This window comes from Massilia aurea, assembly GCF_024753205.1.
GTDB classification, from domain to species: domain Bacteria; phylum Pseudomonadota; class Gammaproteobacteria; order Burkholderiales; family Burkholderiaceae_D; genus Telluria; species Telluria aurea.
In genome coordinates, this window is sequence record NZ_JANUGZ010000001.1 from 121,593 (window position 1) to 134,101 (window position 12,509).

General features: G+C 63.9%; 12 protein-coding genes. 4 read left to right on the top strand and 8 right to left on the bottom strand.

Going from position 1 to position 12,509, the window contains the following annotated elements:
• Window positions 1–12: 12 nt before the first annotated feature.
• The 4 genes from ldcA to queE all read right to left on the bottom strand — a co-directional run bounded on the left by ldcA (window position 13) and on the right by queE (window position 2,663).
• A complete protein-coding gene (gene ldcA, locus NX775_RS00515) occupies window positions 13–930 on the bottom strand; it encodes a muramoyltetrapeptide carboxypeptidase (RefSeq protein WP_258834200.1) in 918 nt (305 codons plus the stop codon).
• A 97-nt stretch (window positions 931–1,027) separates the two neighbouring features.
• Window positions 1,028–1,546 (bottom strand): tRNA adenosine(34) deaminase TadA, encoded by a 519-nt coding sequence (gene tadA / locus NX775_RS00520; protein WP_258834201.1) that lies wholly within the window; start codon window positions 1,544–1,546, stop codon window positions 1,028–1,030.
• The gene (gene queD / locus NX775_RS00525; RefSeq protein WP_258834202.1) at window positions 1,539–1,985 is read right to left on the bottom strand and encodes a 6-carboxytetrahydropterin synthase QueD; all 447 of its coding nucleotides are present in this window, start codon (window positions 1,983–1,985) and stop codon (window positions 1,539–1,541) included. Before queD ends, tadA begins: the two co-directional genes overlap by 8 nt.
• Window positions 1,986–2,027: 42 nt before the next feature.
• Complete coding sequence (queE, locus tag NX775_RS00530) at window positions 2,028–2,663, bottom strand: 7-carboxy-7-deazaguanine synthase (RefSeq protein ID WP_258834203.1); 636 nt, start codon at window positions 2,661–2,663, stop codon at window positions 2,028–2,030.
• Between the two features lie 169 nt (window positions 2,664–2,832).
• Here queE and NX775_RS00535 point away from each other — a divergent pair, with 169 nt between their 5' ends.
• Window positions 2,833–3,786 carry a histidine kinase gene (locus NX775_RS00535; RefSeq protein WP_258834204.1) on the top strand — a complete coding sequence of 318 codons (954 nt, stop codon included), beginning with the start codon at window positions 2,833–2,835 and terminating at the stop codon, window positions 3,784–3,786.
• 258 nt (window positions 3,787–4,044) lie between these two features.
• A complete protein-coding gene (locus NX775_RS00540; RefSeq protein WP_258835084.1) occupies window positions 4,045–4,965 on the top strand; it encodes a GGDEF domain-containing protein in 921 nt (306 codons plus the stop codon).
• Between the two features lie 197 nt (window positions 4,966–5,162).
• Here NX775_RS00540 and NX775_RS00545 read toward each other — a convergent pair whose 3' ends face one another.
• The 3 genes from NX775_RS00545 to NX775_RS00555 all read right to left on the bottom strand — a co-directional run bounded on the left by NX775_RS00545 (window position 5,163) and on the right by NX775_RS00555 (window position 8,187).
• Entirely contained in the window at window positions 5,163–6,944 is a 1,782-nt protein-coding gene (locus NX775_RS00545; protein ID WP_258834205.1) for a general stress protein, read from the bottom strand.
• Between the two features lie 166 nt (window positions 6,945–7,110).
• Window positions 7,111–7,386, bottom strand: a complete 276-nt coding sequence (locus NX775_RS00550; RefSeq protein ID WP_183552427.1) for a hypothetical protein — start codon at window positions 7,384–7,386, stop codon at window positions 7,111–7,113.
• A 12-nt stretch (window positions 7,387–7,398) separates the two neighbouring features.
• Window positions 7,399–8,187, bottom strand: coding sequence for a DNA/RNA non-specific endonuclease (locus NX775_RS00555; RefSeq protein WP_258834206.1), 789 nt, complete (start codon window positions 8,185–8,187; stop codon window positions 7,399–7,401).
• 192 nt (window positions 8,188–8,379) lie between these two features.
• Here NX775_RS00555 and NX775_RS00560 point away from each other — a divergent pair, with 192 nt between their 5' ends.
• Both NX775_RS00560 and NX775_RS00565 read left to right on the top strand, forming a co-directional pair.
• Window positions 8,380–8,643, top strand: a complete 264-nt coding sequence (locus NX775_RS00560) for a hypothetical protein (protein WP_258834207.1) — start codon at window positions 8,380–8,382, stop codon at window positions 8,641–8,643.
• 122 nt (window positions 8,644–8,765) lie between these two features.
• Window positions 8,766–11,111, top strand: coding sequence for an ATP-binding protein (locus tag NX775_RS00565; protein ID WP_258834208.1), 2,346 nt, complete (start codon window positions 8,766–8,768; stop codon window positions 11,109–11,111).
• A gap of 74 nt (window positions 11,112–11,185) precedes the next feature.
• Here NX775_RS00565 and NX775_RS00570 read toward each other — a convergent pair whose 3' ends face one another.
• Window positions 11,186–12,364: a glycosyltransferase gene (locus tag NX775_RS00570; RefSeq protein ID WP_258834209.1), complete on the bottom strand. Its 1,179-nt coding sequence runs from the start codon at window positions 12,362–12,364 to the stop codon at window positions 11,186–11,188.
• Window positions 12,365–12,509 lie beyond the last annotated feature (145 nt).

A 12,509-nucleotide genomic window follows, 5' to 3' on the forward strand; every position in this document is an offset into this window, starting at 1 on the left:
GCTGAGGCGCGCTTAGGTGCAGCGCACGGTCGGGTAGTCCGACAGCAGCAGACTGAATCCATCGGCATCCGACTCCAGGCGCCCTTGCGCGCCGAATGGAATCGTGACGCGCCGTGGAATATGGCCAAAACTCAGCCCCGTGAGCACGGGCACGGGCAACGTGCGACGCACATACGTCAGCATGGCCTCGAAGTCGTAGCCATTGTCGAGCGGCCCCAGGCGGTAGCCGGAAAAGTCGCCCAGCACCACCGCTTGCTGGCGTTCGAGCACACCCGCCTGCATCAATTGCAGCAGCAGTCTCTCGACGCGGTACGGGTGTTCGCTGACGTCTTCGAGCCACAGGATGCCGCCGTCGAGCTGCGGAAAGTATGGCGTGCCGACGAGCGAGCCGATCATCGCGAGATTACCGCCCCAGACCGTCCCGCGCACATCCAGCTGCGGGTTGCCGCTGACCGTCTCGCGGATCGTGTGCGTCGGACCACTAAGACAGGCCCAGAAATCGTCGAGCGTGAACGGCACCGCTTCTTCGGCGCCGAAGTCGCCGGCCACCATCGGACCGGCGTAGCTGAGCGCGCCTGTTCGGGCCATCAGACCCATGTGCAGCGCCGTGACATCGGAAAAGCCGACGATGATCTTGCCGCTGGCGGCAATCGCGTCGAAATCGATCGCTGGCAGCAGGCGGCTGATGCCGTAACCGCCACGCAGCGCGATGATCAGGTGGATGTCAGGGTCTCGCACCGCCGCGTTGAGCTGCGCAAGACGCGCTTCGTCGGTGCCGCCGAAACGCTGGTGGGTGCAGCTGTGATCGTAGTAATTGCGGACCAGGCAGCCCTGCGCTTCAAAGCGTGCGATGGCACGCTCGACGGCGAGCGGATCGTTGGTGCAGCCGGCGGGCGCCACGATGGCGATGCCGAGACGGGAAGTGATCACGGGTGGCGAGAAGACGGTAGGTGGAGTCTGGAAACATCTTACCGCGCCCACCGGTGCCGATCAAGGTCGGCCGGCAGCGCCAGCCGACTCGCCCACGTCAGACCGCGCTGGGCTTTTTCGCCAATGCGCGCCGCTCGGCAAAAAAGGCGCGCAACAGGCTGCTGGCCTGATCGGCCAGCACGCCGCCAACCACGTCCGTGTGATGATTCAGCGATGGCTCGTCGAACAGATTCACGACCGAGCCGCAGGCGCCGGTCTTTGGGTCGGTCGCCGCGTAAATCACACGTGCCAGGCGCGCATGCATCATCGCGCCCGAGCACATGATGCACGGCTCGAGCGTCACGTACAGCTCGCAGCCGGGCAGCCGGTAGTTGCCCAGCTTGTCGGCGGCGGCGCGCAGCGCCACGATTTCGGCATGCGCCGTCGGATCGTGGCCGCTGATCGGCTGGTTGAAACCCGTCGCAATGACTTCGCCGTCCTTGACCACGACGGCGCCGACCGGCACTTCGCCGCGGTCCCACGCCAGTTGCGCCTGTTCCAGGGCCAGGGCCATGAAACGCGCGTGCGCAGCATCCGCAGCATTGTCATGCACGACTGCGGATGACACATCAGGCATCGGTGATCTCGGCCCAGCAGTTTGGCGTTTCGTGCAGCACGAGCTTGTGCAGGCGCAGGCCGGTGCCGAAACGGTCGATGAACACGGTCTTGAGGATCGTGAACGCCACTTTCGCCAGGTTTTCCACCGTGGGAATACGGTCAATCACCACGGTCTTGTGATCCGGCAGCGACGACAGGAAGTCCAGCACCTTGTCATCCTTTTCGTACACGATGAAGGCATGGTCCCACACGTCGACCAGGTGCTGCTTGGCCAGTGCTTTGACGTCAGAGAAATCCATGATCATGCCGTTGTCGGAATTGCCGTCAGCGTCGATGACGTCGCCGGTCAGCGTGATTTCGAGGGTGTAACGATGCCCGTGCAGGTTGCGGCACTGGCTCTTGTGGTCGGGAATCCGGTGTCCGGCATCGAATTCAAGCTTGCGGGTAATGGTCAACATTGCTGCTTTACTAGGTAATGGAGTGATAATGGAGTGAATAAGTCAGGGAATCTGGAGCAGCTTGTGGGTCTGCAGGCTCAGCTTCCATTTCGGATTGGCGCGGCACGTCTCGATGGCCAGGCGAATATTCTGCGCGGCAAGCGGCCCATCCATGGCCTGCACAAAGAAATGGTCGAAGTCGAGCCGCTCGTAGGCGGCCAGGTCTTGCCCGATTTGCGGGATGACCACCTTGATTTCGCTGCCTTTTTCCACGACCAGCGTCGAGCCCATCTTGGGACTGACACAAATCCAGTCGACGCCTTCCGGCACCGGCAGCGTGCCATTCGTTTCAATGGCGATGGTGAACCCGCGCTCGTGCATGGCGTCAATCAAGGCGCGGTCGAGTTGCAGCAGCGGTTCGCCGCCCGTGAACACGACATATTTACTGGCCGGATAAGTGGCCGGCCACAGGCCGTCGATCTCGGCGGCGAGCAGCGCCGCTTCCTTGAATTTGCCGCCGCGTTCACCATCGGTACCGACGAAATCGGTATCGCAAAACTGGCAGATCGATGTGGCGCGGTCCTGCTCGCGACCGGTCCACAGATTGCAGCCGGAAAAGCGGCAGAATACGGCCGGCCGGCCAGCGTGGGCGCCCTCTCCCTGCAAGGTGTAGAAGATCTCTTTAATGCTGTAAGTCACGTTAAGCCTCTCGTCAACCTTCCATTATAGCGCGGCGCATTCGCCGGCGCAGCGGATGTCGTCGACCGCTGAGAGCGTGTCGGAAACGTCAGGTTTGAGACTGAACAACATTCCTACATGAGCGGAGCGGTAAGTTCTTACGGAAACTTCCGACACCTTCACGAGGGCAATGATGAACAAACCGAACTTTTTGCTGGTGACCTTGCCCTTCGTCGCCAGCGGCGCCAGCGCGAGTGACGCTTATTTGATGGTGCCGATGCTACTACGCAGCGCCGCGCCGGAGCTGCTGGCCTGCGTTCTGGTGACGCTGGCGGCGCTGGTACTGGCGTGCCTGAGCCTGCGGCGCAGCATGGGCCTGGAAGAACGGGCCCAGGCCCTGCACGGTCAACTGGCTGCCGAACGTGAGTCGCGCGCGCAGTCCGAGCAGGCATTGGCGGACAACCACGATGTCGTGTACCGCCTGGTGCGCCAGAACGAAGATGTGCGCGACAGCGAACGCACGCGGATCGCGCGCGAACTGCAGAGCGAGCTGGGCCGGCGCCTGCTGACACTGCGTGCCGACCTCTCGACGCTGCATGACAGCGCCACATCGGCCGAGGCGCCAGCCCTGGCCAGCCGCCTGGCCAGCGCCATGACCCATCTCGACGGTGCGCTGGGCGCCGTGCGCGCGGTGGCGAGCGGCTTGCGTGGCTTTGGTCCGGGCGATGGCCTGCGCCATGCGCTCGAACGCTGTCTGGCCGAGCACGCGCACCTGTACGGCATGCGCTACCGCTTCGAGGCCGGCATCGACCCCAGCTCGCGCGCCAGCCAGGATCGCGCCGCGCGGCTGGCCGTGTTTCGTGTGCTGCAGGATGTGCTGGCCACGGCTGCGCGGGTCCAGCACGGCGAACTGCACGTGCGCCTGCTGGAAAACGCCAGCTCGCTGGGGCTGGAAATCGACGGCTGCGCCAGCGCCCCGGGCGAAGTCGCCTCGCTGCCGGCCGAGCTGATCGACCAGATCCGCGCCATGGGCGGCGTGCTGCGCGTCGTTGCCACCGCCGGGGATGCCGGGCGCTGGTCCTTGTCGCTGCCGGTCAGGCATCCCGCTACCGAACTGGCTGCGGAAATGGCCGTGGTTGCATAATCGGCTTGTGATCATCGGCGTGTGATGACCGGCAAGCGACCGCACAACCGTGTACGTTAAACACAACGCTGAAACCTCCTTGCTAAAGATCAATAGCATGTGTTGATGCGAGTAGCAGAATCGGTTCCTGACGGCAGCCACCCGGTTGCCGCAAACCGAAGCGCTACCACTCGCAGAGGACTGCTCATGATCAACACAAGCAGCAGCGCGGCATATCCGACAGCCCTGCTCCAGGACGTCGCCTTCGTCGGTCAGTTGATGGAAAGCCTGTCGGTACCGGTCTTCGTGCTCGATACCCATGCGCGCGTGACGATTTGGAACCGTGCCTGCGAGCAGTTGACCGGCGTGCCGGCGCCCGAAGTGCTGGGCACGGGCGACCACTGGCGCAGCTTCTACGACGTTCAGCGGCCCACGCTCGCCGATCTCGTCCTGCGCACCGGTTGCGATCCGGCACAGGCGGGCGAGGCGCTCGCCGTCCAGGGCGATGCCGGGCGCGCCACGCCGGGGCTGTCCATCGAGAGCTGGTGCGACATGCCGCGTGCCGGCCGCCGGCGCTACCTGGCGGCGGACGCCAGTCCCATCTACGACGCCAGCGGCCAGCTGTCGGCGGTGGTCGAAACCCTGCGCGACCTGACCGATGAAAAAATGGCCCAGGCAGCACTGGAGCAGCTCGCGACCCGCGACGGCCTGACGGGCCTGGCCAACCGGCGCTGCTTCGATGACACACTCAATGCGGAATGGGCGCGCGCGCTGCGCCAGGTGCAGCCGCTCTCGTTGCTGATGGTCGACGTCGACAATTTCAAGGCTTACAACGATGCCCATGGCCACCTGGGCGGCGACGAATGCCTGAAGCGTGTTGCCCGCGCCGTGGCCAGCGAGATGCGGGCCAATGACCTGGTGGCGCGCTATGGCGGCGAAGAATTCGCCGTGGTGCTGCCGAACCAGTCGCTCAAGGGCGCGGCCATCGTGGCCGAACGCATTCGCAGCCGGGTAGAGCAACTGCAGCTGCCGTGCCGCTTTGCCGCCGGCCACGTCACCGTGTCGATCGGCGCGGCCACGGCCATCGCCGGGCCGGACAACCATGCCAATCAGCTGGTCGCGATTGCCGATGCGGCGCTTTACCGGGCCAAGCACCTGGGGCGTAACCGGATCAGCCTGCCGATGACCGAGGCGGCTTGACTGCGCGTCGCAGTCACTTTACTACCAAGATGTAGGGTGGACGGCTGTGCCGTCCACGCGTTCAACGTGCGGCGTCGGCTGAACGCGTGGACGGGAAACCCGTCCACCCTACGCCAAACCGTCGAAATACCGCGAATGAAACAAAAAAAACGGCGCCCGCAGGCGCCGTTTCTACTTCTGTCGATGACCCGACAGGCTTAACGCATCATGCGTTCCCAGCCGTGACGCACTGCCGACTTCATCTTGTCCCAGGTCGACTGCTCACCCGGATAACGGTTGTCCCAATCGCTGCGCAGATCGGCTTCGACTTCGGTCCATGGACGGTTGCGGTACTTTTCTTCACGCGCCATCTCGGTACCGTAGTTATACGCCGGACGGAATTCGTCGTAGGCGCCACCGGTGCTGCCGTAGACCGAATTCCAGTGGTTGCGGTAGTAGATGTCGTCGTCATTGTCGTCCGTCATCTTGTCCCAGCCGTGACGCACGGCGTTCTTGACGCGGTCCCATGCCGACGGCTCGCTGCTGTCGCTGCCGGTGGTGGAAAATTCGCGGGTGCCGTCGATGCGGTTGTCCCAGCCCGTGCGCAGGTCGGTCTCGACATCGTCCCATGGACGGTTACGGTACATCTCGTTGCGGCGCATTTCGGTGCCGTACGAGTAGGCTGGCTTCAGATCGTCGTACTTTTCGCCGCTCGACGCGTAGGTGCTGTCGTAGTGGCTGCGGTACTGGTCGTCGTCGTTGTCACCGGTCATGCGTTCCCAGCCGTGACGTACGGCGGCCTTCATTTTTTCCCAGGTCGATGGCTCGCCACCGGTGGCGTAACGGCTGTCCCAGTCGTTGCGCAGGTCGGCTTCGATATCGTCCCAGGCGCCGTTGGTGTAGCGGCCGCTGCGGGCAGCTTCGCTACCGTAGCTGTAGGCTGGTGCGTACTCGTCGTACGATGCGCCGCTCGCACCGTAGGTGGTGTCGAAATGATTGCGGTAATAGCTGTCGTCGCCGCTCATGGAACCCATGGCGCTGCTGCCCGAACCCGATTCAAAACCGGTTGACGTGCCCAATGCAGCATCAGACTGGCCGCGCGAGAAGATGCGCACGCCATTACGCTGCTTGTCGGTGAACTGGGTGCCGCTGGTGCCGGTGGTGCCGCTGGTGCCGACGCCGCTGGTGTTGCTCATTGTCGTATCGCGCTGCAGCGAGTCACCACGATCGACAGCCGTCGAACCTTGGCGGATCGAACCGTCCAGCGCCGAACCCTGGATCGCCGTGTCACGCAGGGTCGAGCCTTGCAGCGACGTGCCGCCGGTGGCGGTCAGGCCGCTCTGGCCCAGTGGTTCCTGGTGCGTCGAGTTGGTCAGATCAGACGTGCCCAGCGATTCCTGATGCTGGAACAGTTGACGGTCGCCTGGATTGTCCAGCGACGGGATCGCCGCGGCTTGCACCGAGCCAGCGCCAGCCGAGGTTGGAGTCGAGGTCGAGGTCGGGGTCGAGCTGGATTGCGCCGACATCGACGATGCCTGCTGCATGCCGATCGTGCTGCCTGCGTGCATCGCGCCGCTGCTAAAGCCCGTCGATGCCAGATCTGGCGTGCCGCTCGAGGTTTCATCGATGTCGGTCGGGCCGTAGCGTTCGACGATGTCAGCGCCGCGCTCGACTTCCGGCAGCGAATTGGCGACCAGCGTCAGCACATGGCTACCGCGGTTCACGGCGCCTTCGTAGCGGTTAGCGTGTTCGGCGTTATCCGAACCGAACAGGTCGCCGAAGAAATTCTTGATGCTGGCCGTGATGCCCGTGTCGCCGTCGGCGCTGCGGGTCGTGTCGAGGTCGGACGATGCGTTCAGGCTATCGCTCTGACCAATCGTGTCTGCATCGGCGGTCGACAGTCGCACATCGGTGCGGGTAAAGCCCGACGACAGCAATTCGTTCATGGCGTTTTGTGCATCAGTGCGGTTATCGAACACCGCGACGAGGGTATGTTGCATGGACGTTCCTCCGAAATAGTAGGTCTTGCGCGGGCGGCGACGCCGCCTCTTTCGTTCGCGCTATGTTGTCAACATTACTCTATTCTCGGTGGAACTCGCACACCATTGACGAGCGGAAATTTAGTTCCGCCCGACCCAGGTATCCGCCCTGGTCTCGACCTGCCTCTCAGGCGAATGGATTGTCGATCGTCTTGACTTCAGGCGGCGGCAATTGCTCTGGCAATTCGCCAGCCGATGCGCGCGCTTCCAGTGCGGCGACAATCTCACCCAGCACGGCGTGCAGGCGGCGGGCGTGCGCAAGGCCGGGCACGTCCGCAGTCAGGTCGACGTCGCCCGCAATCGTGATGCGGTCGAGCCGGTTTTCCAGCGTCAGGTCGCCAATACCGATGACATCGGCTTCATTGGCGAACGGGACAAAGCTGACGGGTTTTTTCTTGCTCATGGATCCTCCGGGTTATGAACGTTTCTTGGATGGCTTGACCGTCGGCAGGCGCAACATGCGCTCCTTTTGCTTCGTGCTCAGCGACGGCAGCAGTTCGATGCCGACGATCCGCTCGAGCTCGGCCACGGGCACGACGTTGATCGGGGCATCGGCCCGGTTTTCGGTCAGCCAGGCGGCGCCCAGGCGTTGACGCGGGCTGTAAACCACCTTGTACAGATGGGTCGGCACGATCACGTTGCCGACTTTTTTCAGGCTCGTACCCAAAAATGCCGGTCCCGTGATCACGTACAGCTCGCCTTCCTTCTTTGCCATCGTGCGCACGGCGCCTTCGATCGGCGCCCAGATCTTGCGGTTATGGTCGCGGTCCTGCGGGACCATATTGGCCAGCGAAAAACTTTCGCGCTGGGTGCGGCGGTCGGGCATGTTGGCGTTCGGCGCCAGGTGACCGCGGTCGAAACCGCTGCGGGCGTAATCGGCCAACTCGGCGCGCTGGCCGCGCGGCAGGCGCGACTCGGCGTGGAATTTATCGTCCCGGTCGAGACCCTGCGCCCGCTTGAGATTATCGGCGCGCACATATTCGGCGGACCACAATGGCGTGCGGGTCACGCCCGAATGCACGACGCCAAACACGCCGTAGCACAGCTCGCGCGTGGACACGGCCAGCTTCTGATTCTGGATTTCCGGCGGACGGCCGTCGAGGTAATGGACAGGGCAACTCGCGGCCTGGGCGGCGGCGGAGGCCAGCAGCGCGCCGGCGAATGCAAGCCGGGCGGCAATACTGGCAAAAGACAATCGGAACATGATGACGATACAGTGAGGGAAACAGCGGGCATTCTAGCTGAGCGACAATTTCCCAAGCATAAAATTCTTCTACCGCATCCGCACCGGCGTGCCACGCCACGCCCGCGCAGCGTGATGCAGTCGGTGTTGACGTGCGCCCCGCCCCCGGTCGCTGCGACATAATTGGCGCATATCAAACCAACGTTGGAGATTATGATGACCGATCAAGAACAAGCAGACCGCAAGCCAGAAGCGCCGGTGCCGGCCGGTGGCCAGGAACAACGCTCCGAAAACCTGCTGCCGGGCGAAGAAGGTTTCGAGGACGGCCGCTTCGACGTCGCCGAGGAAGTCAGCCTCGACCAGCACTCCGACGAGGCGCGGCGCATCGGCCAGGCGCCGGGCAACGGCATCGCCGATTCCCTGCCAGAGGCACTGAAAGCCCCGGTGCCATCGCAGCAGGTCCCTGAAAAACCGTAATACCGTGATTGCGCGGCGGGCGCCAGTGGCGCCAGCCGTCTTGTTCGCGGGCAAGTCTGTCATTGACACTTGCTCATCAGCGCATTAGATTGTCAGAGTAAACACACTCGCAAACCAGGCGCATGTTGAACGATCCGAACGACTGCCCCGACAGTCTCATTAGTAGTTGCATCCTGTTCGTCTGCACGCACCCCACCGTCAATCCGGTCGTGTCGGAAGTCGCGCGCGAACTCGGCAGAGCGGTCGTGCATGCAACCTCCCTCCAGGACGGCCTGACACAGGTACAGCGCCGTGATTTCGCCCTGGTGCTGGTTGGCTATGCGGGTGACCCCGACGGCATGCTTGCCGTCGTGGCCGCCGTGCGCAGCAATGCGCGCTCGAGCCTGACCCCCATCGTCGCGATGGGCTTGCCGCTGCCTCTGCCGATGTCGCACGAGGCGCTGTACGACGCCGGCGTGATTGCCGTTCTCACCGAGCCGCTTTCACCGACCATCCTGCGCGCCAAGGCGCGCTTCTACACCGCTGCCTTCGACACGCAGATCGAGCGCCGGCGCGCCGAAGCGGCGCTCGACGATACCAGCCGGCGCCTCGCGCGCATCATTGAAGCTGCCGAACTGGGTATCTGGTCGTGGGATATCCACGCCGATTGCGTCGATGCTGACGAGCGGGTCGCCGATCTGTTCGGGGTGTCCCGCCACGAACGCAGCAGCGCCCCGCTGGAGCGCTACCTGGCCGCCATCCATCCCGACGATGTCGAATCGACGACCGCCGAGATCGGCGCTGCGATTGCAACGCGCAGCGCCTATGGCGCCACCTACCGGATCCGGCTGCCCGGCGGTGGCTGGCGCTGGGTGATGGCGCGCGGCCATGTCGACACCGACGGCGACGGGCTGCCCACAGCGGTGCGCGGCGTCATCATCGACGCCACCCGCCAGCTCGAGGCGGAGCAGCAACTGCACGCAAGTGAAGAGCGCTACCGTACGGTATTCAACTCGATTGACGAAGGCCTGTGCGTGATCGACGTCCTGTTCGATGCCAACGGCGCGCCATGCGACTTTCGCTTCATTGAAACCAATCCGGCCTTCATCAAGCACACGGGCCTTGTCGACGCGGTTGGCAAGACCATGCGTGACATGGTGCCAGGTCACGAACAGCACTGGTTCGACATCTACGGGCGCGTCGCCACCACGGGCGAGCCGGTGCGCTTCGAGAACGAGGCAAAGGGCCTGTCGCGCTGGTTCGACGTGTACGCCACACGGCTGGGCGGGCTACTTACGCACCGCCTCGCGGTGCTGTTTACCGATGTGACCGAACGGCGCCGGTCAGACGCCGCACTGCGCCAGATGGCAGCCGACCTGTCCGAGGCCAACCGGCTCAAGACCGAATTTCTCGCCACACTGGCGCATGAATTGCGCAATCCGCTCGCGCCGATCCGCAGCGGCCTGCAATTCATCCGGCGCGCGCCGGGCGACGCGGCGGCCGTCAGCCGCGTGCATGAGATCATGGGCCGCCAGCTCGACCACCTGGTGCTGCTGGTCGACGACCTGCTCGACGTCGCCCGCATCCAGCGCGGTCAGGTCGAGCTGCGCTGCGAACCGGTCGACCTGGCCACGGTCGTGAACGCAGCCATCGAGACGAGCATGCCGCTGCTGCAGGCGGCGCGGCACAGCTTCGATGTCCATCTGCCCGCCCTGCCCCTGCCGCTGCTGGCCGATCCCACACGCCTGACCCAGGTCATCAGCAATCTGCTGAACAACGCCGCGCGCTACACGCCCAAAGGCGGGCGCATCGCGCTACGCGCCGAACGCGACAGCAACGACGCCGTCATTACCGTGACTGACAACGGCATCGGCATCGCGCCCGATGCGCTCGAAGTGGTATTCCGGATGTTCACGCAGGTTGGGCAGGCGCAGCAGCCCGGTTCCGGCGGCCTCGGCATCGGCTTGTCACTGGTGCGCAGCCTGGTCGAACTGCATGGCGGCAGCGTGCGCGCCGACAGTGCCGGCACGAATGCGGGCAGCCAGTTTACGGTGCGCCTGCCCCTTGGCAGCGAGCCTGTTGGTGCAGCGCCGCCGGCAACCCAGGCGGCCCCGGCAGGCGCGGTGCCGCCGAGCAGCGTGCTGGTGGTCGACGATAATCGTGACGCAGCCGAAACCCTGGCCGCGCTGCTGTCGATGCTGGGCCACAGCGCGCCGGTGGCCAACGATGGCCATCAGGCGCTGCGGATGCTGCCGATGCTGATGCCGGATGTCGTGTTTCTGGACCTGGGGATGCCGGGCATGTCCGGCTACGAGGTGGCCACTGCGATCCGCGCCGATGCCCGCTACGCCGCCGTGCGCCTGGTGGCACTGACCGGTTGGGGCGGCGCAGCCGACCGCGAACGCACTGCCCAGGCCGGTTTCGATGCGCACTTGACGAAGCCGGCAACCGTGGAAGCCATCGAGGACGTGCTACGGCAGATGACGTAGCAGGTACCCAATGTCCACGTAAAAAAGGCCGGTGTCCTGCGACACCGGCCTTTTTATTTCCTCTTGCTGCTGGGTTAACGCGCTTGGGCAACCGCGACCAGATCTGGCGTGCTTGGCACGGCTTCCTGGTTGCTGGCGAAGAAGCGCTCGACCTTGTTGCTGCGCACGGCGCTGTCGATCAGCTCATGCATGCTGCGCGCGGTCAGATCCCACGACGTGCCGGCCACGACGTCACGCATGCGCGCCGCCATCGTTGCACGGGCTTCGGGCGTCAGCGCCAGCTGGCGCTCGCAGGCTGCGATGAAGTCAGCGTGCGATTCGGCGATCTCGACCACATCACCGTATGGCACCTTGACGTCGGTGATCGGCGTGGACACCGATGGCAATTCAGCTGCCATGTATTCCAGCACCTTGGTTGGGCTGATGAACTTGGTCGAGTCGTTGATCGCGAATGGCAGCAGGCACACATCCCAGCCGGCCAGGAATTGTGGCAGCTCGTTGTAGGTGCGCTGACCCATGTAGTGCACATTGGCCTGCTTTGGCAGCGTTGCCGGATCAATCTTGACGACTGGACCCACCAGGACGATTTGCCATTCAGGATGCGCATCGGCCATGCTCGAGACCAGGTCGACGTCGAAGCGCTCGTCGATCACGCCATAGAAGCCCAGGCGCGGATGGGCGATATGGTTCTGGTCAGGATGCGAAATCGCGGCATCCTGTGCCTGGCGGAAGTGGCCGGCGTCGACGCTGCTCGAGAAGCAGTGCGCGTTGGCGTGACGGTCGCGCTTGGACTGGTACAGGCTCGGGCCGCCGGTGAAGACCACGTCGGCGATATTGAGCAAGGCGCTTTCGCGCTGCAGCAGCTGCTTCGGCGCGTTCTTGAACATCGCCAGTTCGTCCATGCAGTCGTAGATCACCTTCGATGGCTTCAGACCTTGCAGCAGTGGCAGCGCCATCGGCGTGTAGAACCAGACGATTGGCTCTTCGCCGGCAGGCACGAGATCGGCCAGCAGGTTTTGCAGCGTTGGCAGCTGGTCATCGTGGAAACCCCACTGATGAATCGGCGTGTGCGGACGGCAGACGGTGATGTTGTCGGCAACTTCCATCTTTTCCAGGCGCGCTTCGCCATCCGTGTGCATCGGCTCTTCGACGAAGAGAATCTTGTAGTGTTGAGCCAGACGTGTCATCAGGTGCTGGGGGCGTTGAAACACGAAATCCCAGCGGAGATGGCAGAACACGATGAGGGTCGGCATGTGAATTTTCCTTTCGCCTTGGTGGCGCTATAGTTGTTGGTAATTGTGCAGCCGGACGGTTCTTCTCTCTCTACTCGGGACCACCGCAGCTTGCGCGCGGGAACCTGGCCGGACGAGTGGATCGTAACATGCAATTTTCTTAATT

Excerpts from the sequence above, each read along its gene's own strand:
- NX775_RS00535 (WP_258834204.1), top strand. The coding sequence starts at position 2,833 with ATGATGAACAAACCGAACTTTTTGCTGGTGACCTTGCCCTTCGTCGCC.
- queD (WP_258834202.1), bottom strand. The coding sequence starts at position 1,985 with ATGTTGACCATTACCCGCAAGCTTGAATTCGATGCCGGACACCGGATT.
- NX775_RS00560 (WP_258834207.1), top strand. The coding sequence starts at position 8,380 with ATGATGACCGATCAAGAACAAGCAGACCGCAAGCCAGAAGCGCCGGTG.
- NX775_RS00570 (WP_258834209.1), bottom strand. The coding sequence starts at position 12,364 with ATGCCGACCCTCATCGTGTTCTGCCATCTCCGCTGGGATTTCGTGTTT.
- NX775_RS00540 (WP_258835084.1), top strand. The coding sequence starts at position 4,045 with ATGGAAAGCCTGTCGGTACCGGTCTTCGTGCTCGATACCCATGCGCGC.
- NX775_RS00565 (WP_258834208.1), top strand. The coding sequence starts at position 8,766 with ATGTTGAACGATCCGAACGACTGCCCCGACAGTCTCATTAGTAGTTGC.
- NX775_RS00555 (WP_258834206.1), bottom strand. The coding sequence starts at position 8,187 with ATGTTCCGATTGTCTTTTGCCAGTATTGCCGCCCGGCTTGCATTCGCC.
- tadA (WP_258834201.1), bottom strand. The coding sequence starts at position 1,546 with ATGCCTGATGTGTCATCCGCAGTCGTGCATGACAATGCTGCGGATGCT.
- NX775_RS00545 (WP_258834205.1), bottom strand. The coding sequence starts at position 6,944 with ATGCAACATACCCTCGTCGCGGTGTTCGATAACCGCACTGATGCACAA.
- NX775_RS00550 (WP_183552427.1), bottom strand. The coding sequence starts at position 7,386 with ATGAGCAAGAAAAAACCCGTCAGCTTTGTCCCGTTCGCCAATGAAGCC.